General features: G+C 74.0%; 19 protein-coding genes, 1 pseudogene and 1 riboswitch. Of the genes and pseudogenes, 10 read left to right on the forward strand and 10 right to left on the reverse strand.

Annotated elements, in window-relative coordinates; translation table 11 throughout:
* Positions 1-15: 15 nt before the first annotated feature.
* On the reverse strand, positions 16-498 hold the full coding sequence (locus OG338_RS04965; protein ID WP_405936150.1) for an Asp23/Gls24 family envelope stress response protein: 483 nt from the start codon (positions 496-498) through the stop codon (positions 16-18).
* A 93-nt stretch (positions 499-591) separates the two neighbouring features.
* Between OG338_RS04965 and OG338_RS04970 the strand changes: the two genes are divergently transcribed.
* Entirely contained in the window at positions 592-1,302 is a 711-nt protein-coding gene (locus OG338_RS04970) for a hypothetical protein (RefSeq protein WP_405936151.1), read from the forward strand.
* Positions 1,303-1,357: 55 nt separating this feature from the next.
* On the opposite strand, the gene OG338_RS04975 is transcribed toward OG338_RS04970, so the two are convergent.
* The 3 genes from OG338_RS04975 to OG338_RS04985 all read right to left on the reverse strand — a co-directional run bounded on the left by OG338_RS04975 (position 1,358) and on the right by OG338_RS04985 (position 4,401).
* Positions 1,358-2,149, reverse strand: coding sequence for an enoyl-CoA hydratase/isomerase family protein (locus OG338_RS04975; RefSeq protein ID WP_405936152.1), 792 nt, complete (start codon positions 2,147-2,149; stop codon positions 1,358-1,360).
* A 113-nt stretch (positions 2,150-2,262) separates the two neighbouring features.
* Complete coding sequence (locus OG338_RS04980; RefSeq protein ID WP_018518904.1) at positions 2,263-2,484, reverse strand: helix-turn-helix domain-containing protein; 222 nt, start codon at positions 2,482-2,484, stop codon at positions 2,263-2,265.
* A gap of 318 nt (positions 2,485-2,802) precedes the next feature.
* A complete protein-coding gene (locus tag OG338_RS04985; RefSeq protein ID WP_405936153.1) occupies positions 2,803-4,401 on the reverse strand; it encodes an ABC-F family ATP-binding cassette domain-containing protein in 1,599 nt (532 codons plus the stop codon).
* A gap of 333 nt (positions 4,402-4,734) precedes the next feature.
* Between OG338_RS04985 and OG338_RS04990 the strand changes: the two genes are divergently transcribed.
* Positions 4,735-5,142 carry a VOC family protein gene (locus OG338_RS04990; protein WP_405936154.1) on the forward strand — a complete coding sequence of 136 codons (408 nt, stop codon included), beginning with the start codon at positions 4,735-4,737 and terminating at the stop codon, positions 5,140-5,142.
* Between the two features lie 77 nt (positions 5,143-5,219).
* On the opposite strand, the gene OG338_RS04995 is transcribed toward OG338_RS04990, so the two are convergent.
* The 3 genes from OG338_RS04995 to OG338_RS05005 form a co-directional block, all read right to left on the reverse strand.
* Entirely contained in the window at positions 5,220-6,524 is a 1,305-nt protein-coding gene (locus OG338_RS04995; RefSeq protein WP_405940320.1) for a hypothetical protein, read from the reverse strand.
* A gap of 184 nt (positions 6,525-6,708) precedes the next feature.
* Positions 6,709-7,836 carry an alpha/beta hydrolase gene (locus OG338_RS05000; protein WP_405936155.1) on the reverse strand — a complete coding sequence of 376 codons (1,128 nt, stop codon included), beginning with the start codon at positions 7,834-7,836 and terminating at the stop codon, positions 6,709-6,711.
* 83 nt (positions 7,837-7,919) lie between these two features.
* A complete protein-coding gene (locus tag OG338_RS05005; RefSeq protein ID WP_405936156.1) occupies positions 7,920-8,579 on the reverse strand; it encodes a class II aldolase/adducin family protein in 660 nt (219 codons plus the stop codon).
* Positions 8,580-8,711: 132 nt separating this feature from the next.
* Here OG338_RS05005 and OG338_RS05010 point away from each other — a divergent pair, with 132 nt between their 5' ends.
* The 7 genes from OG338_RS05010 to OG338_RS05040 all read left to right on the forward strand — a co-directional run bounded on the left by OG338_RS05010 (position 8,712) and on the right by OG338_RS05040 (position 17,284).
* Entirely contained in the window at positions 8,712-9,983 is a 1,272-nt protein-coding gene (locus OG338_RS05010; protein ID WP_405936157.1) for an anion permease, read from the forward strand.
* A 31-nt stretch (positions 9,984-10,014) separates the two neighbouring features.
* Positions 10,015-10,248, forward strand: coding sequence for a hypothetical protein (locus OG338_RS05015; protein WP_405936158.1), 234 nt, complete (start codon positions 10,015-10,017; stop codon positions 10,246-10,248).
* A 146-nt stretch (positions 10,249-10,394) separates the two neighbouring features.
* Positions 10,395-10,524, forward strand: a riboswitch (cobalamin riboswitch).
* A gap of 122 nt (positions 10,525-10,646) precedes the next feature.
* Positions 10,647-11,630: a cobalamin biosynthesis protein gene (locus tag OG338_RS05020; protein WP_405936159.1), complete on the forward strand. Its 984-nt coding sequence runs from the start codon at positions 10,647-10,649 to the stop codon at positions 11,628-11,630.
* Positions 11,627-13,180: a cobyric acid synthase gene (locus OG338_RS05025; RefSeq protein ID WP_405936160.1), complete on the forward strand. Its 1,554-nt coding sequence runs from the start codon at positions 11,627-11,629 to the stop codon at positions 13,178-13,180. The genes OG338_RS05020 and OG338_RS05025 overlap by 4 nt, the downstream gene beginning before the upstream one ends.
* Positions 13,177-15,207, forward strand: coding sequence for a putative cobaltochelatase (locus OG338_RS05030; protein ID WP_405936161.1), 2,031 nt, complete (start codon positions 13,177-13,179; stop codon positions 15,205-15,207). The genes OG338_RS05025 and OG338_RS05030 overlap by 4 nt, the downstream gene beginning before the upstream one ends.
* Positions 15,207-15,806 (forward strand): cob(I)yrinic acid a,c-diamide adenosyltransferase, encoded by a 600-nt coding sequence (gene cobO / locus OG338_RS05035; RefSeq protein ID WP_073864749.1) that lies wholly within the window; start codon positions 15,207-15,209, stop codon positions 15,804-15,806. Before OG338_RS05030 ends, cobO begins: the two co-directional genes overlap by 1 nt.
* A complete protein-coding gene (locus OG338_RS05040; protein WP_405940321.1) occupies positions 15,803-17,284 on the forward strand; it encodes a cobyrinate a,c-diamide synthase in 1,482 nt (493 codons plus the stop codon). Before cobO ends, OG338_RS05040 begins: the two co-directional genes overlap by 4 nt.
* Before the next feature lie 5 nt (positions 17,285-17,289).
* On the opposite strand, the gene OG338_RS05045 is transcribed toward OG338_RS05040, so the two are convergent.
* Positions 17,290-18,012, reverse strand: coding sequence for a ZIP family metal transporter (locus OG338_RS05045; RefSeq protein ID WP_164634389.1), 723 nt, complete (start codon positions 18,010-18,012; stop codon positions 17,290-17,292).
* Positions 18,013-18,018: 6 nt separating this feature from the next.
* Here OG338_RS05045 and cobC point away from each other — a divergent pair.
* Positions 18,019-19,634, forward strand: a pseudogene (cobC, locus tag OG338_RS05050) (Rv2231c family pyridoxal phosphate-dependent protein CobC).
* Positions 19,635-19,766: 132 nt separating this feature from the next.
* On the opposite strand, the gene OG338_RS05055 reads toward cobC, so the two are convergent.
* Both OG338_RS05055 and OG338_RS05060 read right to left on the reverse strand, forming a co-directional pair.
* Positions 19,767-20,858 (reverse strand): SCO1860 family LAETG-anchored protein, encoded by a 1,092-nt coding sequence (locus OG338_RS05055; RefSeq protein ID WP_405936162.1) that lies wholly within the window; start codon positions 20,856-20,858, stop codon positions 19,767-19,769.
* A 324-nt stretch (positions 20,859-21,182) separates the two neighbouring features.
* Positions 21,183-22,283, reverse strand: coding sequence for an amidohydrolase family protein (locus tag OG338_RS05060; RefSeq protein WP_405936163.1), 1,101 nt, complete (start codon positions 22,281-22,283; stop codon positions 21,183-21,185).
* Between the last annotated feature and the right edge of the window lie 51 nt (positions 22,284-22,334).

Genomic DNA, 22,334 nt, shown 5'->3' on the forward strand with positions numbered 1-22,334 from the left:
TCGGGGACGCCGGTACTACTGGACGCGGGACTCTGACTCGTCGTCATCGTCGTCCTCGTCGGGCAGCTTCACGTCGCTGACGGCGATGTTGACCTCGACCACTTCCAGGCCCGTCATCCGCTCGACGGCCGCGACGACGTTCTCCCGTACATCGCGGGCGACGTCGGAGATCGACACGCCGTAGTCCACGACGATCTCCAGGTCCAGCGCGGTCTGGGTCTCGCCGACCTCGGCCTTGACGCCCCGGGTGACGGACTTGGAGCCGCCGGGGACCCGGTCGCGGACCGCGCCGAACGTGCGGGACAGGCCGCTGCCCATCGCGTGCACCCCGACGACGTCGCGTGCCGCCATTCCGGCGATCTTCTCGACCACTCCGTCCGCGATGGTGGTACGGCCGCGGGTGCCGGGGTCGCCTCCGCCGCGCTTGGTCAGGCTGCTGCCGCCCGAGGCGTTGCTGTCGGGGTTCTCGGGCCGGTTCCGCTGTGGGGTATCGGTCATCGCCGCTCTTCCCTTCGGGGCAGATGTGACTACTTCGCCCACATTAAGGTCGCTTGCCCCGACTCGCGCCGTGGATACGGCAGTCTGGGGGCCATGACGACGGCTGACGGCCCGCACAGGGCCCACGCGTGGACGGCTGCGGTACGGCAACGACTCTCGCTGGGCCGGCTGCTCCCCCTGGGCGGCCCGGCGGACGGCGCCTGGATCGCGGAGCGGGCCGCGGTCGCGGTGCTGCGCCGGGCCGTGGCGGGCCCCGAGCCCGGCCCGGTCCTCGGCGAGCTGCGGATCGCCGTGGCCGACCCGGACGCGGCCCCCGCCGCCCAGGTGCCCCCGCCCCCGAGCGCGCTGCCGCCGGGTGCCCTACGAATCGAGGCGACGATGACCGCGACGGCCGACCGGCCCCTGCCCGCAGCCGCCGACGCGTTGCGCGCGGCCCTTCTGTCGGCCGCCGCGCGCCGGCTGGGCCTGGTGGTCTCCGAAGTGGACCTGCGGGTGACGGGACTGCTCGACGGCTCGCCCGGGCGGGTGGAACCGGAGCCGGCGGAGGTGCGCCCGGTGGACGCGGAGAACGCCGCGGGCCGGGCCGCCGCATCGGTGACCGGGGTGGCGGCGCTGACCGGAGTGCTGGGTCCGGCGGTGCGGACGGGCGAGGACCATGTGCGCGTCGAGCTGGCGACGGAGAGCGGTCACCGCGCGCTGGACGTGGCCCGCGCGGTGCGCGAGGCGGTGACGGAGGCGGCCGAGGGCCGGCCCCCGGTCGCGGTGCTGGTCACGGCGGTCGCGGAGGACGGCGCGGCGGGCTGAGGTCCGGTACGGAGACGGGCCGGAGGGCGCGTTGCGGCTCCGGCCCGCCCGTATGTCAGCCGAGGGCGCTCGCCAGGTCGCGGAGGCGGCGGCCCTGCGCGGCCCGTTCGGCGGCGCGCTGCTCCTCGTACGTACGCGAGAGGGCGCCGCCCAGCAGGGCCTTGGTCTCGATGACGGCGTCGCGCGGGGCGGCCAGCAGGGCGCCGGCCAGATCGCGCGCCGCGCCTTCGAGGTCGGCGGCGGGCACGACGAGGTTGGCCAGGCCGGTGCGCTCCGCCTCCTCGGCGTGGACGTAGCGGCCGGTGGCGCAGATCTCCAGCGCGCGGGCGTACCCGACGAGGTGCACCAGGGGGTGCGTGCCGGTGAGGTCGGGCACCAGGCCGAGGCTGGTCTCGCGCATGGCGAACTGAACGTCCTCGGCGACGATGCGCAGGTCACAGGCGAGGGCGAGCTGGAAGCCCGCACCGATGGCGTGGCCCTGGACGGCCGCGATCGACACGATGTCGTTGCGGCGCCACCAGGTGAACGCCTCCTGGTACCCGGCGATCAGCGCGTCGAGCTCCGCCTCCGGGCCGCGCCCCATGTCGAGGAACGACGGCTCGCCGTCGAAGCCCTCGGGGGTGAACGCCTGGCGGTCGAGTCCGGCGGAGAACGACACGCCTTCGGCGCGCAGCACGACGACCCGCACACTGCCGGGCAGGGCCCGTCCGGCCTCGGTCAACGCCCGCCACAGAGCGGGAGACTGGGCGTTGCGCTTCGCCGGATTGGTGAGGGTCACCGTGGCAACCGCGTCGGCGACGGTGAGTCGTACGCCGTCCTGGTCGAGCACGGAGTCGAGCGAGGTCATACGGGGCCTCCGGTTCGGGTGCAGTCAGCACATCAAGCTAAGTGACTGAACAGTAACCACCGGACCGGCCCTGTGGCCGACCGGGTGGGCGCACCCGGACCGGGGAACTCCCGTCAGGCCGTCGCGGCCTTCTTGCCTCGTGTGGCGCCGCCGCGTCCGCGGAGCGTCACGCCGGATTCGCTGAGCATCCGGTGGACGAACCCGTAGGAGCGGCCCGTTTCCTCGGCCAGCGCCCGGATGCTCGCACCGGAGTCGTACTTCTTCTTCAGGTCTGCCGCGAGCTTGTCGCGCGCGGCGCCGGTCACCCGGCTGCCCTTCTTCAGAGTCTCGGCCACCCGTGCCTCCTCATGGGAAGTGCGCTCTGGACTCTCATGATCACCCCTCGGGCGCTTCCTGGCCACCCATTCGGCAAGGTCTCTGCGACCGGATTCGCGCCCCGGGAGTGCGCCGGTGCGACCGGAATGCCCCATTCCAACAAGTCGTACGAGGTGCCGTGCGGGCGCCCCGGAAGGAACGTCCAGGTCAGGGCGCACACGGGCCGGGGGCCGGAAATGGGTGCGCCCGGCAGCTATCTGCCGGGCGCCGCGCCGGGGGATGAGACGTACTCACACAGATGAAGGATCTCGCGTAGGCCGAATGATCCGGTCCGGGGATCAGGCCAGGGCGACCAGGTCCCGGTAGTCGGCGCCCCACAGGTCCTCGATGCCGTCCGGGAGCAGGATGATCCGCTCCGGCTGAAGGGCCTCGACCGCGCCCTCGTCGTGCGTGACGAGGACGACGGCGCCCTTGTACGTACGCAGCGCGCCCAGGATCTCCTCGCGGCTGGCCGGGTCCAGGTTGTTGGTGGGCTCGTCGAGCAGGAGCACGTTGGCGGAGGAGACGACCAGGGTGGCCAGGGCCAGTCGGGTCTTCTCGCCGCCGGAGAGCACTCCGGCCGGCTTGTCCACGTCGTCCCCGGAGAACAGGAACGAGCCGAGCGTCTTGCGGACGGCGACGAGGTCCAGGTCGGGGGCGGCGGAGCGCATGTTCTCCAGGACCGTGCGGTCCGGGTCCAGGGTCTCGTGTTCCTGCGCGTAGTACCCCAGCTTGAGGCCGTGGCCCTCCACGACCTGGCCGGTGTCGGGCCGCTCGGCACCGCCGAGGAGCCTCAGCAGCGTGGTCTTGCCGGCGCCGTTGAGGCCGAGGATGACGACGCGGGAACCCTTGTCGATGGCCAGGTCGACGTCGGTGAAGATCTCCAGCGAGCCGTAGGACTTGGAGAGCCCTTCGGCCATCAGCGGCGTCTTGCCGCAGGGCGAGGGGTCGGGGAAGCGCAGCTTGGCGACCTTGTCGGCGACCCGGACCTCGTCCAGGCCGGACAGCAGCCGGTCGGCGCGCTTGGCCATGTTCTGCGCGGCGACCGTCTTGGTCGCCTTGGCGCGCATCTTGTCCGCCTGCGCGTTGAGGGCGGCGGCCTTTTTCTCGGCGTTCTGGCGCTCGCGCTTGCGACGCCTCTCGTCGGCCTCGCGCTGCTGCTTGTAGAGCTTCCAGCTCATGTTGTAGACGTCGATCTGGGAGCGGTTGGCGTCGAGGTAGAAGACCTTGTTGACGACCGTTTCCACGAGTTCCTCGTCGTGGGAGATCACGACAAAGCCGCCGCGATAGGTCTTGAGGTAGTCGCGCAGCCAGACGATCGAGTCCGCGTCGAGGTGGTTGGTCGGCTCGTCCAGGAGCAGCGTGTCGGCGTCCGAGAAGAGGATGCGGGCCAGCTCGACGCGGCGGCGCTGACCGCCGGAGAGGGTGTGCAGCGGCTGGCCGAGCACCCGGTCGGGGAGGCTGAGCGCGGCGGCGATGGTGGCGGCCTCGGCCTCGGCGGCGTAACCGCCCTTGGTGAGGAACTCCGTCTCCAGGCGCTCGTACTTCTTCATCGCCTTCTCGCGGGTGGCGCCCTTGCCGTTCGCCATCCGGTCCTCGTTCTCCCGCATCTTGCGCAGGATCTCGTCCAGGCCGCGGGCGGACAGCACCCGGTCCCTGGCCAGGACGTCGAGGTCGCCGGTGCGGGGGTCCTGCGGGAGGTAGCCCACCTCGCCGGAGCGGGTGATGGTGCCCGCGGCGGGGACGCCCTCGCCGGCGAGGCACTTGGTGAGGGTGGTCTTGCCCGCTCCGTTGCGGCCGACGAGGCCGATGCGGTCGCCCTTGGCGATGCGGAAGCTGGCGGATTCGATGAGCAGACGGGCGCCGGCGCGCAGCTCGATGCCGGAGGCGGTGATCACGGGGAGGTACTCCAGGGCGGAAGGAAGGGCGGAGGAACGACGGGTGGTGACGGATCGACGCCGCTACTCACGCACACGCACAAGGAGAACTGCCATGGAAACCAGTCTACTGGCGGTGTCCACCGACTTTTCCGCGTGCTCCCCGCCCGCCCGGGCGCAGGACGTGAACAGGGCATTACGGGGCGTATGCCCGGATACTCGGCGAAGGGGCCGTGCGGGCGGGACGCCAACACGAAGGACGCCAGAACCCAGCTGGGGACTCTGAGCCGGTGCCGGTGGGCGGTGCCAGACTGAGACGTGGATCACACAAGCGGTACGAAGGGGCTGAGTGCGATGGCGGAGACGGGTGTGGCGACGGTGTACCCGACACTCCTCTACGACGACGCGAAAAGCGCGATCCGGTTGCTCACGGAGGGGCTGGGGTTCGTCGCGGAGGCGGTGTACGAGGGGGACGACGGGTCCGTGGTGCATGCGGAGCTGTCGTGCGGGAACGGCAGGGTGATGCTGGGGTCGCGGGGGCGGGAGGGGGTGTTCGCCCGGGCGATGGCGGGGGCGGGGCCCGCGGGGGTGTATGTGGTGGTGGAGGAGGTCGACGCGCATTATGCGCGGGCGGTTGAGCACGGGGTGGAGATTTTGATGCCGCCCACGGATCAGTCGTACGGGTCCCGGGACTACATGGCGCGGGACGGGGAGGGGAACGTGTGGAGCTTCGGCACGTATGCGCCGGGGGCGGCGGGCTGAGGCGGCGCTCCTCAGGCCCCTCCGGCGATTCCCTCCGGCGATTGAGGAGCGGGGGTACGGGGGCAGCGCCCCCGGAATCACGAGCCGCCCGTGTGGACCTGGAAAGCCGCCTTGCGGACCGCCTTGGCCAGGGCCGGGTCCGGGTGGGCCGCTGCCAGGGCCACCAGGACCTGGACCGTGCGGGGGTGGCCCACCGCGCGGACCTCGTCCAGGAGGGCCGGGACCGTGCCCTGGACCGCCGCGTCGAGGTGGCGGACCAGGAGGCCCGTCTCGCCGTGGTCGGCGACGGCCGCCGCCGTGTCGACCCAGAGCCATGTGGCCTCCTCGCGGCTGAGGACCTCCTGGGCGTCGTCGGGGTCCGTACCGTCGTATTCGGCGAGCCAGATCAGCGCGTACGGGCGGAGTGACGGGTCGGTGCGGACGGCCCGGACCTCGGGCTCTGCGGGGGCGCCGACGACGCGCAGGGCCTCGAAGGCCAGGCCGCGCAGGAGCGCGTCCTCGCCCCGGGCGACGTCCAGGAGTTCGGCGACGGCGCTGCCGACGGGGCGGGCGGCCAGCCAGGCGCGGTATTCGGCGCGGGCGGGGCCGGGGGTGAGGCGGGCGCAGCCGAGGAGCATGTCGGCGGCGGCCTGTTCGATGTTGCCGGCGGGGCTCTGCGCGGCGACGCAGATCTGTTCCAGCTTGACCCAGACCGCCCAGTTGCCGAGCGGCGTCAGCGTGGCCTGGTCCGGGCCGAGGGTGAGCGCCCCGACGTCGGCCAGGCCCTCCAGGGCCCAGTCGAGCAGGCGGGCGACGAGAGCCGGGGGGTGGGCGGTGGGGGCCGGTTCGGCGGGGGCGGGCAGCGGCTCGGGGCCGTACGGCACCTCGCAGCGCTCCTCGTGGAGCTCCGCGACGCGCTGGCCGAGGAGGTCGAGGAGGGCGGGCACGGTGACCGGGCCTGCCGAGAGCTGGAGCAGCGAGAGGACCTGCGGCACCGCCTCGACGGCCTCGGCGACCGCGGTGGACTCGACGCCCCGGGGCGCGGGGTGGACGAGCGACCAGGCGTCGAAGAGCGCCACCCAGCCGCGCAGCACCGCGGAGTCGTCCCGGTCCCAGGCGCGCAGCCGCCAGCCGGGGCGTGCGGTGTCGCCGTGGAGTTCGACCAGTCCGGCGAGCCGGGCCCGGTCCCAGCCGGAGCGCACCTGTGCCGGGGAGATGTCCAGCGCGGCGGCGGCGTGTTCGAGGGTGGCCGGCGGTGTGGTGCCGGGGGCCGCCCCGTCGGAGGCCCAGCGGGCGATCCGTACGGCGTCGGCGAGGACCGTCCGGGCCTGGCGGGCCAGCTCCGCCCGGGGTGGGGTGCCCTCGGGCGGGCGCGGCGCGGGCCTGGTGCGCCGGGTGGTCACGGCCCTTCGGGCGGTGGCGAGGGGTCGCGGGCGGACAAGACGCAGCCTGGAGTCGCGCGGGGTACGGGACGTCACGGGAGCAGTCTTGCCCCTGACGGCCCGAAAGCCCAAACGGAACCCGGGTCACCGGCGTTGCCGGGCCCGCCCGCCGGCCGGGACCAATCGGCTGAACCGGCGCATCCCCTCACATCAGGGGCGTGAGGAAGCGGCGCAGGGTCTCCTCGTAGCGGGCCGGGTCGGCGTTCCACATCGCCGCATGCGGAGCGTGGTCCACGGTGTGCAGGGAGACCAGGTCGGGGCGGGCGGCGGCGAGCCGGCGGGAGTGGATCCAGGGGGCCAGGGTGTCGTCGGGGCCGTGGAAGACGAGCGTGGGGACGTGCAGGGTCACCGGGACCGAGGTGTCCAGGAGCGCGGTGCCGTGCAGTCCGGTCTGCCCCTGGGCGGCGCGCACCGCCAGCGGCAGCAGCGCGGCGGGCACCCCGCGTGCGGCGGCCAGGCCGCGCAGGGTGTCGGTCCAGTCGAGCACGGGCGAGTCGAGGACGAGGCCGGAGATCCGGTCCCGGAGCGCGGAGCCCACGCAGGCGTGCAGCGCCATGGACGCGCCGGTGGACCAGCCGTACAGGACGACCCGCTCGGCGCCGTTGCGGACGGCGAAGCGGATCGCGGCGTCCAGGTCGCGCCACTCGGACTCGCCGAGGTGGCCGAGCCCGTCCGGGGAGCGGGGGGCGCCCGGGTCGCCCCGGTAGGCGAGGTCGAGCACCGGCAGCTGCCGGCCGTGCAGGAAGCCGAGGAGGTTCAGCGGGTGCTCGCGGGTGGCACCGATGCCGTGGACGGTGATGACCCAGGTGGGGCGGGGCGCCGGGACGTACCAGGCGGGCAGTTCGCCGAGCTCGCCGGGAATCCGCACCTCGCGGAAGGCCAGGCCGAGCGCGCTGCCGAGGTCGCCGCTGTACACCTGGGGCGTGAGGCGGACCTTGTCGCCGGGGGCGAGGACGCCGTGGTCCACGCGTTCCAGCCGGCGCACCACGGTGTCGGCGGCCTGGTGGGCCCGGTCGATCACGGGGCCGACGACGGCGTGGACGTCCTTGCCGGTAAGACCGTACGTGCCGGGGCGCAGCGAGGTGAGGGACCGGGTCAGGGTGACCTGCCCGGCGGCCGTCGCGTGGACGGTGAGTTCGCGGTCGGCGGGGAGCGGTCGGCCGGGCGGCGTCCTGAGGGCGACGTCGCCGGCGAACCGGCCGGCGGCGACCGCTGCCGCGCCGGCGCCGATGAGGGTGGTGACGGCCGCTGCCGTCGCGGTAACCGGGCGCACACCCTCAGTGTCGGGGCCCGGGCGCCCCGATGCCAGCGGACAGGGCCGTACGGTGCCGTGTCCGCGCTGCCCGTCGTGCCGCGTCAGCCCTGCTGCCCGTATCCCTTCAGCGCCTCCAGGACCTCGCCGAGCTGGTCGTCCGACAGCAGGGCGGGGGTGCGGCCGGGTACGGCGCTCGCGGTGAGCCAGACATGGCAGAGCCATTCGAGCTGGGCGGTGCGGTCGTACGCCTCGTCCAGGGTGGCGCCGTAGGTGACGGTGCCGTGGTTGGCGAGCAGGCAGCCGGTGCGGCCGCGGAGGGCGGTGAGCATGTTGGCGGCCAGTTCGGGGGTGCCATACCGGGCGTAGGGGGCGACCCGGACCGTGCCGCCGAGGATCGCGGCGGCGTAGTGGACCGGGGGGACCTCGGTGACGAGGGTGGAGACGGCGGTGGCGTGGACCGCGTGGGTGTGCACGACGGCCTTCGCGTCGGTGTTCCGGTAGACGGCGAGGTGGAGGGGGAGTTCGCTGGTGGGGTTCAGTGCCCCGAAGGTCTGGTTGCCTTCCGGATCGACGCCGGTCAGGTGCTCGGGGCCCAGCTCGTCGTACGGCACTCCGCTGGGTGTGACCAGCACCGTGTCGCCGACCCGCAGCGAGACGTTTCCGGAGGTGCCGACGACCAGTCCCTCGGCCGCCGTGCGGCGCGCCGCGGCGACGACCGCCCCCCATCCACGGGCCATCTCGTCGTGCCGTCCGTCACTCATCCGAAGATCCTTTCCGGGCGCCGTCCGGCCACCACCGCGGGGGTCACCGCAACGCCCTGCTCAGTTCATCTTCCGTTCACTCAAGTTGCCTACGTTCCACGTGCCAATGACGTCGAACGATTGCCTGGGTAAATGGAACACATCACGCTGCTGCTCGCGATAGTGATCGTGACAGCTCTAGTGTTCGATTTCACGAACGGTTTCCACGACACCGCCAACGCGATGGCCACCACCATCTCGACCGGCGCACTCAAACCCAAGACGGCGGTCGCGATGTCCGCCGTTCTCAATCTGGTCGGCGCGTTCCTGTCCGTGGAGGTCGCCAAGACGATCTCCGGCGGGATCGTCAACGAGGACGGCCTCAGAACCGAGGTCATCTTCGCGGCGCTCGTCGGCGCCATCCTGTGGAATCTTCTGACCTGGCTGGTCGGGCTCCCGTCCAGCTCCTCCCACGCACTGTTCGGCGGCCTCATCGGCGCCGCGGTGATGTCCGCCGGCTGGTCGTCGGTCAACGGCGGCACCGTCGTCACCAAGGTGCTGCTGCCCGCCGTCGCCGCCCCGATCGTGGCCGGCGTGGCCGCGCTCCTGGCCACCAGGCTCACGTACCGGATCGGCGGGAAGATCCGTAACGACGCCCAGGAGAAGGCGACCGCCAAGGGCTACCGGGCGGGGCAGATCGCCTCGGCCGGGCTCGTCTCGCTCGCCCACGGCACCAACGACGCGCAGAAGACGATGGGCATCATCACGCTGGCCCTGGTCACCGGCGGCGTCCTCTCCCCCGGCTCCAACCCGCCGGTCTGGGTCATCGTCAGCGCCGGAATGGCCATCGCGCTCGGCACGTACCTCGGCGGCTGGCGCATCATCCGCACCATGGGCAGCGGCCTGACCGAGCTGAAGCCCCCGCAGGGCTTCGCCGCCCAGACCAGCGCGGCCACCGTCATCCTGGCCTCCTCGCACCTCGGCTTCTCCCTCTCCACCACGCAGTCCTGCTCCGGGGCCGTGATGGGCGCGGGCCTCGGCCGGGCCGGGGGTGTGGTCCGCTGGTCCACCGCCACCCGGATGTTCGTCGCCTGGGGCCTGACCCTGCCGGCCGCCGGTCTGGTCGGCGCGGGTGCCGAGTTCCTGACGAAGCAGGGCACCTGGGGCGTCGTGGTCGTCGCGGCCCTGCTGGTCGCTGGTTCCGGGGCGATCTGGGTGCTCTCGCGCCGCAAGCCGGTCGGCCACGGCGATGTCGCACCCGGCACCGAGGACGCGGCCCCGGCCGAGCCCGCCGGTGTCGTCACCCAGGCCATCGCGGCCGTGAGCCCGCCGCCCACCGCGGCCCAGGCGCACGACCTCGCCGCCACCATTCCGGCGCCCGCCGCACCCGCCGCCGCCGATCCGGCCCGACCCGCCACGGTCTGACCGACCCGGCACTCCGGTAAAGGACACCCGTATGAACATCGACTGGGCAGCTCTGGGCACCGTCTTCGGCGTCTCCCTCGTCACCACCGTCGCCCTGGTGGGCCTCTTCACGCTCGGCATCGTCGGCCTCTCCAAGCAGCCGGAACCGGCCGCGCAGGGCGGTCCGGCGGGCTCCTCGGTCCTGCTGGCGCGCGCCGGGGCGTACGTCTGCTTCGGGCTGTGCGCGGCGGCGGTCGCGTACGGCATCTATCTGATCGTCGCCTGACGCGGCACCCCCTCCCCCGGGCCGGACGCACCTCGTGCGCGTCCGGCCCGATGTGCGTCCGCCCACACCCCGCCGCCGCAGGTCAACGGCGAGTTGACGGGCGTTCGCGGGGCGTGGTGGACTGCCGGAGCCATTACGGCGACAGCAGAGGAAGCCGGTGCGAATCCGGCGCGGTCCCGCCACTGTCACCGGGGAGCGGTCCCCCACCGCACGTCACGGCCCGCGCGAGCGGACTGGAAGACCGGGGAATCCGCCGATCCGGAAGCCAGGAGACTCCTGCCGCCGTCACGTCGAACCAGGGCGCGGACCCTGAGTGAGGACATATCGCCATGCCCGGCTGCCGTGCGCCCCTCTCCCCACAGCCTCTGCCGGCGGACTCCGGTACGGCCGGCTGAGCCGTGCGTGCCGATCGCATCTACGCGTACGGCGCCACCGCCGGCCTGATCGCCGACCTGCTGCTCGGTGACCCCCGCAGGGGCCACCCGGTCGCCGCCTTCGGGCGGGCCGCCGCGGCCGTCGAGGACCGGCTCTGGCGCGACCACCGCGGCCGGGGCGCCCTGCACACCCTGATCTGCGCCGGGGGCGCCGCCGGGAGCGCCGCGCTCGCCGCCCGCGCCCTTCGCCGCCACCCCGCCGCGTCCGTGGCCCTGACCGCCGCCGCCACCTGGTCCGTCGTCGGCGGTACGTCGCTGGGGCGGGAGGCCCGGGCCATCGGCGGGGCGCTCGCCGCGGGGGACGTCGAGGCGGCCCGGGAGCGGCTGCCGCATCTGTGCGGGCGCGACCCGCAGGCGCTGGACGGCCCCGGGATCGCGCGCGCCGTCGTGGAGTCCGTCGCCGAGAACACCTCGGACGCGGTGGTCGGCGCCCTCGTCTGGGGCGCCCTCGCAGGGGTCCCCGGGCTCGTCGGCTTCCGCGCCGCCAACACGCTCGACGCGATGGTCGGCCACAAGTCGCCGCGCCATCTGCGGTACGGCTGGGCCTCGGCCCGGCTGGACGACCTCGCGGGCTGGCCCGGCGCCCGGCTCACCGCCCTGCTCGCCGTGGCCTCGGGCGGCCGGCCCCGGGAGGCGGTACGGGCCTGGCGGGCGGACGCCGCCAAGCACCCGAGCCCCAACGCGGGGCCGGTGGAGGCCGCGTTCGCCGGGGCGCTCGGCGTACGGCTGGGCGGGACCCTCACCTACGGCGGCCGGGTCGAGCACCGGCCCGTGCTCAACGGGGCGGCCGGCCGGGCGGTGGAGACCGCGGACATCGAGCGCGCGGTGCGGCTCTCGCGCCGGGTGGGCGTGCTGGCCCTCGGCGTCGGCGTGGCCGCCCGGCTGGGCGCGGGGGCGCTCGCTCGCCGGTCCCGCAGACCTCGTATACCTGGACGGAGAGCGATATGAGCGGCGGACTGCTGGTCGCCGGGACCACATCGGACGCGGGCAAGAGCGTCGTCACGGCGGGCATCTGCCGCTGGCTGGTGCGCCGGGGCGTGAAGGTCGCCCCGTTCAAGGCGCAGAACATGTCGCTGAACTCCTTCGTCACCCGCGAGGGCGCGGAGATCGGCCGGGCCCAGGCGATGCAGGCCCAGGCCGCCCGTGTCGAGCCGACCGCCCTGATGAACCCGGTGCTGCTCAAGCCCGGCGGCGACCGCTCCAGCCAGGTCGTCCTGATGGGGCGGCCGGTCGGCGAGATGAGCGCCCGCGGCTACCACGGCGGGCGGCAGGAGCGCCTGCTGTCCACCGTCACGGACTGCCTGGAGCAGCTGCGGAGCACGTACGACGCGGTGATCTGCGAGGGCGCGGGCTCGCCCGCCGAGATCAACCTGCGCCGCACGGACATCGTGAACATGGGCATCGCCCGGGCCGCGCGCTTCCCGGTCGTGGTGGTCGGGGACATCGACCGGGGCGGGGTCTTCGCCTCGTTCTTCGGCACGACGGCGCTGCTCGCGCCGGAGGACCAGGAGCTGGTCGCGGGATACCTGGTCAACAAGTTCCGGGGCGACGTCTCGCTGCTTGAGCCGGGGCTCGACATGCTGCGCGACCTGACGGGCCGCCCCACCTACGGGGTGCTGCCGTTCGCGCACGGGCTCGGTATCGACGAGGAGGACGGGCTGCGGGTGTCGCTGCGCGGCACCGTACGGGAGTCGGCGGTTGCCCCGCCGCACGGCGAGGACGTCCTGCGCGTCGCCGTGTGCGCGATCCCTCTGATGTCGAACTTCACCGATGTGGACGCGCTGGCCGCCGAACCCGGCGTCGTCGTCCGCTTCGTGGACCGGCCGGAGGAGCTGGCCGACGCGGACCTCGTCATCGTGCCCGGCACCCGGGGCACCGTGAAGGCGCTCGCCTGGCTGCGCGAGCGCGGGCTCGCCGAGGCGCTGCGGCGGCGCGCGGCCGAGGGACGGCCGGTGCTCGGGATCTGCGGCGGCTACCAGATCCTCGGCGAGCACATCGAGGACGAGGTGGAGTCGCGCGCCGGGCGGGTCGACGCGCTCGGCCTGCTGCCCGTGCGGGTCCGCTTCGACCGCCAGAAGACCCTCGCCCGGCCGTCCGGCGAGGCGCTCGGTGCACCCGTCGACGGGTACGAGATCCATCACGGCGTCGCCGATGTGCGCGGCGGCGAACCGTTCCTGACGGACGGCCTCGGCACCCCGCTGGACGGCTGCCGGTCCGGTGCCGTCTGGGGCACGCACTGGCACGGTTCGCTGGAGAGCGACGCCTTCCGCCGCCGGTTCCTGGCCGAGGTGGCCCGGCTCACCGGCCGCCGCTTCGTGCCCGCGCCCGACACCTGCTTCGCCGCTCTGCGCGAGGAACAGCTCGACCGCCTCGGCGACCTGATCGAGGAACACGCGGACACGGACGCGCTGTGGCAGCTCATCGAGTCGGGCGCGCCGTCCGGTCTGCCGTTCATCCCGCCGGGTGCGCCCGCCATCCCCGTCAAGGAGGCCCTGTGAGTACGCCCTACCCCTTCACCGCCATCGTCGGCCAGGACGACCTGCGGCTCGGGCTGCTGCTCAACGCGGTCAGCCCGGCCGTGGGCGGGGTCCTGGTCCGTGGCGAGAAGGGCACCGCCAAGTCGACCGCCGTGCGCGCGCTGGCCGCGCTGATGCCGGAGGTCGCCGTCGTGCCGGGGTGCCGGTTCTCGTGCGATCCCGCCGCGCCCGACCCGGCGTGTCCGGACGGCCCGCACGAGGACGCCTCCGGCGTGTCGCGGGCGGCGCGGACCGTGGAGCTGCCGGTCGGCGCGTCCGAGGACCGGCTCGTCGGCGCGCTGGACATCGAACGGGCCCTCTCCGAGGGCGTGAAGGCGTTCGAGCCGGGGCTGCTCGCGGACGCGCACCGCGGAATCCTGTACGTGGACGAGGTCAACCTCCTCCACGACCATCTGGTCGACCTTTTGCTGGACGCGGCGGCCATGGGTGCCTCGTACGTGGAGCGCGAGGGCGTCTCCGTACGGCACGCGGCGCGGTTCCTGCTCGTCGGCACGATGAACCCCGAAGAGGGCGAGCTGCGGCCGCAGTTGCTCGACCGGTTCGGGCTGACCGTCGAGGTCGCGGCGTCCCGGGAGACGGACCAGCGGGTGGAGGTCGTGCGGCGGCGGCTCGCCTACGAGGACGATCCGGCGGGCTTCGCGGCGCGCTGGGCCGCCGAGGAGGCGGAGTTGCGGGACCGGATCACGGCGGCCCGCGCGCTGCTGCCCGAAGTGGTGCTCGGCGACCGGGCGTTGCGGCAGATCGCGGCGACCTGCGCGGCCTTCGAGGTCGACGGGATGCGCGCGGACATCGTCATGGCCAGGACCGCGACCGCGCTGGCCGCGTGGGCGGGGCGCACCGACGTACAGGCCGATGACGTCCGGCAGGCGGCGCTGCTCGCGCTCCCGCACCGGCGGCGGCGCAACCCCTTCGACGCGCCGGGGCTCGACGAGGACAAGCTGGACGACACGCTGGAGCGGAACGGCGGCGGGGACAACGAGCCGGAGCCGGACGGGCCCGGTGACGGCGGCGGTGACGGCGGTGGCGGTGGTGGCGGCGGGCTGCCGCCGCAGGGGGACGCACCCGACACGCCGCCCGCGCCCGCCGAAGGGCCGGACGACACGCCCGGGGCGCCCGTGCCCGGGCAGGGCGGTGAGCAGCAGCCCGTACGGGCCGGTGAGCCGTTCCGTACGAAGATGCTCAGCGTGCCCGGTCTCGGCGAGGGTGCGGCGGGGCGGCGGTCCCGGGCGCGCACCGAGCACGGGCGGACGACCGGTGCGCGGCGGCCCGAGGGCGCGCTGACCAAGCTGCATCTGGCCGCGACGGTGCTGGCCGCCGCCCCGCACCAGCGGGCGCGGGGCCGGTCCGGGCGGGGGCTCGTGGTGCGGCGGGACGATCTGCGGCAGGCGACGCGGGAGGGGCGCGAGGGCAATCTCGTGCTGTTCGTCGTGGACGCCTCCGGGTCGATGGCCGCCCGGCAGCGCATGGGCGCCGTGAAGGGCGCGGTGCTGTCCCTGCTGATGGACGCCTATCAGCGGCGCGACAAGGTCGGTCTGGTCACCTTCCGGGGCCGGGACGCGGAACTGGCGCTGCCGCCGACCTCGTCGGTGGACGCGGCGGCGGCCCGCCTCGAATCGCTGCCGACCGGCGGGCGGACCCCGGTGGCCGCCGGGCTGCTGAAGGCGCACGACGTGCTGCGGGTGGAGCGGCTGCGCGACCCGTCCCGGCGGGCGCTGCTGGTCGTGGTGACGGACGGACGGGCGACCGGCGGGCCGGACCCGGTGGCGCTGGCCGCGCGGGCCGCCCGGCTGCACGCGGCCGAGGGCATCGCGTCGGTCGTCGTGGACTGCGAGACGGGCCCGGTCCGGCTGGGGCTCGCGGCGGGACTCGCCGCCGGCCTGGGCGGCACCGCCGTCACGCTGGACGAGCTGCGCGCCGAATCGATCGCCGGGCTGGTCAAGGACGTCCGGGGCGCGGGCCCCGGGCACACCGACAGGAGGGTCGCGTAATGCCGCAGGGACAGCCGGAGAGCGTGCCGGACGACGGACTCACCACCCGGCAGCGGCGCAACCGGCCGCTGCTGATGGTGCACACCGGCATCGGCAAGGGGAAGTCGACGGCGGCCTTCGGGCTCGCGCTGCGCGCCTGGAATCAGGGCTGGCCCGTCGGGGTCTTCCAGTTCGTCAAGTCGGCGAAGTGGAAGGTCGGCGAGGAGAACGCGCTGAAGGTCCTCGGCGCGAGCGGCGAGGGCGGGTCCGTCGCCTGGCACAAGATGGGCGAGGGCTGGTCCTGGGTCCAGCGCGACGACCAGACGGACAACGAGGCGAAGGCCCGCGAGGGCTGGGAGCAGGTCAAGCGCGACCTGGCCGCCGAGACGTACCGGCTGTATGTGCTGGACGAGTTCGCCTATCCGCTGCACTGGGGGTGGATCGACACCGACGAGGTGGTCTCCGTACTGCGCGACCGCCCCGGTACGCAGCATGTGGTGATCACCGGCCGCAACGCGCCGGCCGCGCTGCTGGACGCGGCGGACCTGGTGACGGACATGTCGAAGGTCAAGCACCCGATGGACGCCGGGCAGAAGGGCCAGAGGGGCATCGAGTGGTGAACATCCCCCGCCTGGTCATCGCCGCGCCCTCGTCGGGCAGCGGCAAGACCACCGTCGCGACGGGGCTGATGGCCGCGTTCGCCGCGCGGGGGCTCGCCGTGTCCGGGCACAAGGTGGGCCCCGACTACATCGACCCCGGCTTCCACACGCTGGCGACGGGGCGCCCGGGGCGCAACCTCGACGCGTACATGTGCGGGCCCGAGCTGATCGCGCCGCTGTTCGCGCATGGGGCGCGGGGGTGCGGGCTGGCCGTGGTCGAGGGCGTGATGGGGCTGTACGACGGGGCCTCGGGGCTCGGTGAGCTGGCGTCCACCGCGCATGTGGCGAAGCTGCTGCGGGCGCCGGTGGTGCTCGTCGTGGACGCGTCGTCGCAGTCGCGGTCGGTGGCGGCGCTGGTGCACGGGTTCGCGTCCTGGGACGCGGAGGTGCGGATCGGCGGGGTGATCCTGAACAAGGTGGGGTCCGACCGGCACGAGGCGTTGTTGCGGGAGGCGTTGGAGGAGTCGGGGGTGCCGGTGCTCGGTGTCTTGCGGCGGGCGGAGGGGGTTTCCGTGCCGTCGCGGCATCTGGGGCTGGTGCCGGTGGCTGAGCGGGGGGCCGAGGCGGTGGCCGCTGTCGCGGCGATGGCTGGGCAGGTGGCAGCGGGGTGCGACCTGGAGGGGTTGTTGGCGTTGGCGCGGTCGGCGCCTGCGTTGCCCGATGCGGGGTGGTCTGCGGGTGAGGCGGTGGGGGGCGCCTTCGGCGGAGCTGTTCCCCTCCCCATCCCCAAGCTCTCAGCTTCGTTCGAGCAGGGGAGACCCCACTCTTCCCGTAACCGGGGCTCCGCCCCGGACCCCGCTCCTCAAACGCCGGAGGGGCTGGATATGGCGGAGGCGCGGCGGCCCATCGTTGCCGTGGCCGGTGGGGCTGCTTTTACGTTTTCCTACGCCGAGAACACCGAATTGCTCGCCGCTGCGGGGGCCGACGTCGTGACCTTTGATCCCCTGCGGGACGAGGCGCTGCCCCTCGGAACCCGGGGCGTCGTCATCGGAGGCGGGTTCCCCGAGGTGTACGCCCCCGAGCTGTCGGCCAACGAAGCCTTGCGGAAGGCCGTCGCGGAATTGGCTCTCTCGGGGGCGCCGGTGGCCGCCGAGTGTGCCGGGTTGTTGTATCTGGCGCGGTCCCTGGACGGGCTGCCGATGTGCGGGGTGCTCGACGCCGAGGCGCGGATGACCAAGCGGCTGACGCTCGGGTACCGGGATGCCGTGGCGCTCTCCGACAACGTGCTGGCGCCCGCCGGGGCGCGGCTGCGGGGGCATGAGTTCCACCGGACCGTCATCGAGCCCGGGGCGGGCGACGAACCGGCCTGGGGCATGCACCGGCCCGAGCGGCGCGTCGAGGGGTTCGTCCGGGGCAACGTACACGCGAGTTATCTGCACACCCACTGGGCCGCGTCGCCCGGGACGGCCGCGCGGTTCGTGGCGCGGTGCCGGGGGTGACGGGGTCACTGCGCGAGGCCCACCACCAGCCAGATGAAGCACACGCCGGCCACCGTACACAGCAGGGTGGAACGGGCCGGGTGGTCGTGGTGGGCCTCGGGCAGGATCTCGGCGGCGGCGAGGTAGAGCAGGGCGCCGCCGAAGAAGCCGAGATAGCAGCCGAGCAGTTCCTCCGGCAGGGTGAACAGCAGCGTCGTCGCCGCCCCGACGACGGGCGCCGCCGCGTCCGCGAAGAGCATCGTGAGGGCCTTGCGGCGGGCGTTCCCGTACAGGCTGGTGATCGTGTAGGTGTTGAAGCCGTCCGCGAAGTCGTGCGTGATCACGGCGAGCGCCACGGCCGCGCCCATCCCGCCGCCGACCTGGAAGGCCGCGCCGAGCGCGACCCCGTCCATCAGGCTGTGGCCGACCATCGCGGACGCCGCCGTCAGCCCGACCTGCGGGACCCGCTCCTCGGCCGCGCCGTGGGCCGCCTGGCGCACCGCGAGCAGCCGTTCCACGAGGTGGGCGACGAGGAAGCCGCCGACGAACAGCAGCAGGGCCGCCGGGACGCCGAAGACCAGGCCGCCCGCCGCCTCCACCGCCTCGGGCAGCAGGTCCAGGCCGACCACGCCGAGCATCAGCCCGCCGGCCAGGCCGAGGACCAGGTGGCGGCGGTCGCTGACGCGCTGGGCGACCCAGCCGCCCGCCAGGGTCATCAGGAACGCGCCGAGCGCGACGAACACCGCCATGGCCTCTTGCTAGCCGATGTACCCCGCTCCGCGCATCCCGGCGCGCTCGTCGTCGGCGTCGGCGCCTCCCGGGGTGTCTCCGCCGACGAGGTCACCGGGCTGGTCCTGGCGGTGCTGCGGGAGGCGGGGCTCACGGCCGGCTCGGTCGCCGAGCTGGTCACCGTGACGGCGAAGGCCCATGAGCCGGGGCTCCTCGCCGCCGCCGCCCGGCTCGGGGTCCCGCTCCGCGCACACCCGGCGGACGTGCTCGCCCTGGTCCCCGTCCCGCACCCCTCCGGCGCGGCGCTCGCCGCCCTCGGCACCCCCTCGGTGGCCGAGGCCGCCGCACTCGCCGGCGGCGGTCAACTCCTCGTGCCCAAAAGGAAGTCACGGCCGCCCGACGGGCACCCGTCGAAGGCCACCTGCGCGGTCGCGCGCCGGCCCGTCGGGACCGTTGCGTGAAACAGGGTGCGGGGCGCATAGTCATCGTGCCGGAGTCCACCCAGGCCACGGCGCACACCCCCCACCACACCCCCACCACGGCGGTCATGCACACTCCCACTGAGAGTCCCGACGCGACAGGCTCGGGCACCTACGATCTGCGTCACCACGGCGACGCCGAAGTACGCGGACGGGGCCGGGATCTGACCGATCTCGCCGTCAACGTACGGGCCGGCACCCCACCGGCCTGGCTGACGGAGCGGATAGCCGGCTCCCTGGGCGCGCTCGCCGCCTACCCGGACGGCCGCGAGGCCCGCGAGGCCGTTGCCGCGCGCCACGAACTGCCGCCCGATCGCGTCCTGTTGACGGCCGGCGCGGCCGAGGCGTTCGTCCTGATCGCCCGTGCGCTGCCCGCCCGGCGGCCCTACGTGGTGCACCCTCAGTTCACCGAGCCCGAGTCGGCGCTGCGCGCTGCCGGGCACCAGGTGGGCCGGGTCCTGCTGCGGGCCGGGGACGACTTCCGGCTCGACCCGTCGGACGTGCCCGACGAAGCGGATCTGGTGGTCGTCGGCAATCCGACCAACCCGACGTCCGTCCTCCACCCCGCCGCCGTCCTCGAACGCCTCGCCCGTCCCGGGCGGACCCTGGTGGTGGACGAGGCGTTCATGGACGCGGTGCCGGGCGAGCGGGAGGCCCTGTGCGGGCGTACGGACATCCCCGGGCTCGTCGTCCTGCGCAGCCTCACCAAGACCTGGGGGCTCGCCGGGCTGCGCATCGGTTACGTGGCGGCCGCCCCGGAGACCATCCGCGCCCTGACGGAGGCGCAGCCGCTGTGGCCGGTGTCGTCGCCCGCGCTGGCGGCGGCGGAGGCGTGCATGGAGCCGCGCGCGCTGGCGGAGGCCGCCGGTGCGGCGGACCGGATCGTGGTGGACCGGGCGCATCTGGTCGCCGGGCTGCGGGAGTTCTCCGAGATCCGGGTGGTGGAGCCGGCCGAGGGGCCGTTCGTGCTGATCCGCCTCGACGGGGCCGCCGAGATAAGGGAACGGCTGCGGATGCTGGGGTTCGCGGCGCGGCGCGGAGACACGTTTCCGGGGCTCGGCGACGGCTGGCTGCGGCTGGCGGTACGCGACCGGGCGACGACCAACCGCTTCCTCCAGGCGCTGGACCTGGCGCTCCAGGCGCTGACGGTGGCGGGGCGGTAGGAGGTGGTCGCGGGGGCGCTCTCGTGAGTGAGCGGTGCTCTGTTTCACGTGCGGTACTCATGTGAGTGAGCGGTGCTCCCCCCTCGGAGCACCGCTCACTCACCCCCTCCCCCTGGGTTCCCCCTCGGGCCGTCAGCCTCGGGCGCGGCGGCGGGTCAGGACCATGGCGGCCGCGCCGGCCGCCAGCAGCAGCGCCGCGCCGCCCGCGATGTACGGGGTGCTGGAGCTGCTGCCCGTCTCGGCCAGGTCCGCGTCGGTGGCCGCCGGGGCCCGGTCCGTACCCGTCTGGGTCTTCACGTCGCCGCCGGTGGAACCGGCCTCGTCACCGCCGCCCGTGGAGCCGCCGTTCCCGGAGCCGCCGTCCGTCGCGCCGCCGTCACCCGAGCCGCCGTCCGTCGAACCGCCTCCGGTCGCGCCGCCGTTGCCGTTCCCGCCGTTGCCGTTCCCGCCGTTGTCACCGCCGCCGTTGTCGTTCCCGCCGTTACCGCCGCCCGTGTGGCCGCCGTGGCCCTTCGGGGTTTCGCAGGTGGCCTCCGCGAGGGTGACCTCGCCCTTGACGTCCGCGACGTTCAGGTTGCCCGGGTTGACCGACACCTTCAGCTGGAGTGCCACCGCGGCGGCCGTGCGCGAGGTGGTCCGCGTCTTCGACAGGTCGAGCGTCACCTCACCGACCTGCGGCACCGCGACCCGCGTGGTGCCGCCCGCCGTGAGCGTGACGCGCTTGCCGAGCACCGACACGGACCCGAGCACGTTGGACTCGGCGACCGGCCGGCTGCCCACCTCGCAGACCGCCTTCGAGGTGACCTTCTCCACCTTGAGCAGCGGGAACATCGTGAGCCCGGGGAGGCTCACCCGGGCGTTGGCGAGGTTGCTGTAGCCGGCCGCCCGGTGCTCGTCGGCGGTGGCCTCCGCGGTGGCCACGTCCGCGCTGAGGACGCTGACCGGCTTTCCGTGGTCCACGCCGTCGAGCCGCACGCTGAGCGCGGTCTTCTCGGCGGTGCGCGGCGCCCGCACCTCGTTGAGCGTGACGTTCAACGGCACGTCGACCGTCTTGTTGAGGAGGGAGACGTCGAGCGCGGTACGGAGCACGACCGCGCTCGCCTTCCCGTCGCCGCCGGCCGCGGTGGTCGTCGCAGGGGCGGCGTGGGCCGGGACCGCGACCAGGGCGGCGACGGGAGCTGCGGCGACCGCCAGGGCGGCGAGGCGGAAGGTGTTGCTGTTCAAGATGGTGGAACCCCCACAGGAGACATGGAGCCACCGGCGCGCCGTCCAATGGGGGACATCGCGGGCACCGGTGGCCTCGACTCCGTGAATCTTTACGCACAGAGGGTGAACTGGCGGACACCTGAGGCCAGTTCACTCCAAAGGGGGGTTTCCGCGCCTGTATTCGAATATTCCGGCACGTGCGTTCCTCGGGTTCACCCGTTTCACTGAGCGCCGGGGCGTTTCGGACGGCGCGAGGGCGGCCCGTACGAGGACCGTTCCGCGTACACGGAAAAGGTCCAACGAGCGGGCCGCCCCCAGGTCACTGCCGGTCAACGCGGTGCGTCAGCCGATCACGCGCCCGTTCAGGACGACCCGGCGCGGCCCGGCCAGCACCCGCACGTCCGCCCGCGGGTCCTCGTCGTACACCACGAGGTCGGCCGGTGCCCCCTCCTCAAGCCCGGGCCTGCCGAGCCAGGCCCTCGCCCCCCAGGTCGTCGCGGACAGCGCCTCCAGCGACGGGACGCCCGCCTTGACCAGCTCCGCGACCTCGTCGGCCACCAGGCCGTGCGCGAGGACCCCGCCCGCGTCGGTGCCGACGAAGACCGGCACCCCGGCGTCGTAGGCGGCGCGCACGGTGTCGTAACGGCGTTCGTGGAGCCGGCGCATATGGGCGGACCAGCGCGGGAACTTCGCCTCGCCGCTCTCCGCGAGCGAGGGGAAGGTGGCGATGTTGACCAGGGTCGGCACGATCGCCACCCCGCGCTCCGCGAACAGCGGGATGGTGTCCTCGGTGAGGCCCGTGGCGTGCTCGACGCAGTCGATCCCGGCCTCGACCAGGTCGCGCAGCGAGTCCTCCGCGAAGCAGTGCGCGGTGACGCGGGCGCCCAGCCGGTGCGCCTCCGCGATGGCCGCCGCGACCGCCTCGCGCGGCCAGAGCGCCGTCAGGTCGCCCACCTCGCGGTCGATCCAGTCACCGACGAGCTTCACCCAGCCGTCGCCCCGGCGTGCCTCCTGGGCGACATAGGCGACGAGCTCGTCCGGCTCGACCTCCCAGGCGTAGTTACGGGTGTAGCGGCGGGGCCGGGCGATGTGGCGGCCGGCCCGGATGATCTTCGGCAGGTCCTCGCGGTCGTCGATCCACCGGGTGTCGGCGGGCGAGCCCGCGTCCCGCAGGAGCAGCGCCCCGGCCTCCCGGTCGTCCAGGGCCTGCTTCTCGCTGGTCGCCGCGTCCACGGCGCCGTGGTGGTCGAGTCCGACGTGGCAGTGGGCGTCGACCAGTCCGGGCAGGGCCCAGCCGGTGACGGTGACGGCGTCGTCCGCGCCGGGCGGCCGCTCGTAGGTGATCCGGCCGCCGACCGCCCAGAGCTCGTCCCTGACCTCCTCGGGTCCGACGAGCACCCGCCCCTTCACATGCAGCACCCGCGATGCCTCGTGATCACTCATGCACAGCACTGTACGAGGGGTCCACCGCGTGCGACATGCCCTGTCCCGGCC

The sequence above is a fragment of the Streptomyces sp. NBC_00726 genome, assembly GCF_045161735.1.
GTDB lineage: Bacteria > Actinomycetota > Actinomycetes > Streptomycetales > Streptomycetaceae > Streptomyces.

What these genes read in the sequence shown, in the direction of transcription:
- OG338_RS04965 (WP_405936150.1), bottom strand. Translation starts at nt 498, where the DNA reads ATGACCGATACCCCACAGCGGAACCGGCCCGAGAACCCCGACAGCAAC.
- OG338_RS04970 (WP_405936151.1), top strand. Translation starts at nt 592, where the DNA reads ATGACGACGGCTGACGGCCCGCACAGGGCCCACGCGTGGACGGCTGCG.
- OG338_RS04975 (WP_405936152.1), bottom strand. Translation starts at nt 2,149, where the DNA reads ATGACCTCGCTCGACTCCGTGCTCGACCAGGACGGCGTACGACTCACC.
- OG338_RS04990 (WP_405936154.1), top strand. Translation starts at nt 4,735, where the DNA reads ATGGCGGAGACGGGTGTGGCGACGGTGTACCCGACACTCCTCTACGAC.
- OG338_RS05005 (WP_405936156.1), bottom strand. Translation starts at nt 8,579, where the DNA reads ATGAGTGACGGACGGCACGACGAGATGGCCCGTGGATGGGGGGCGGTC.
- OG338_RS05010 (WP_405936157.1), top strand. Translation starts at nt 8,712, where the DNA reads ATGGAACACATCACGCTGCTGCTCGCGATAGTGATCGTGACAGCTCTA.
- OG338_RS05015 (WP_405936158.1), top strand. Translation starts at nt 10,015, where the DNA reads ATGAACATCGACTGGGCAGCTCTGGGCACCGTCTTCGGCGTCTCCCTC.
- OG338_RS05025 (WP_405936160.1), top strand. Translation starts at nt 11,627, where the DNA reads ATGAGCGGCGGACTGCTGGTCGCCGGGACCACATCGGACGCGGGCAAG.
- cobO (WP_073864749.1), top strand. Translation starts at nt 15,207, where the DNA reads ATGCCGCAGGGACAGCCGGAGAGCGTGCCGGACGACGGACTCACCACC.
- OG338_RS05045 (WP_164634389.1), bottom strand. Translation starts at nt 18,012, where the DNA reads ATGGCGGTGTTCGTCGCGCTCGGCGCGTTCCTGATGACCCTGGCGGGC.
- OG338_RS05060 (WP_405936163.1), bottom strand. Translation starts at nt 22,283, where the DNA reads ATGAGTGATCACGAGGCATCGCGGGTGCTGCATGTGAAGGGGCGGGTG.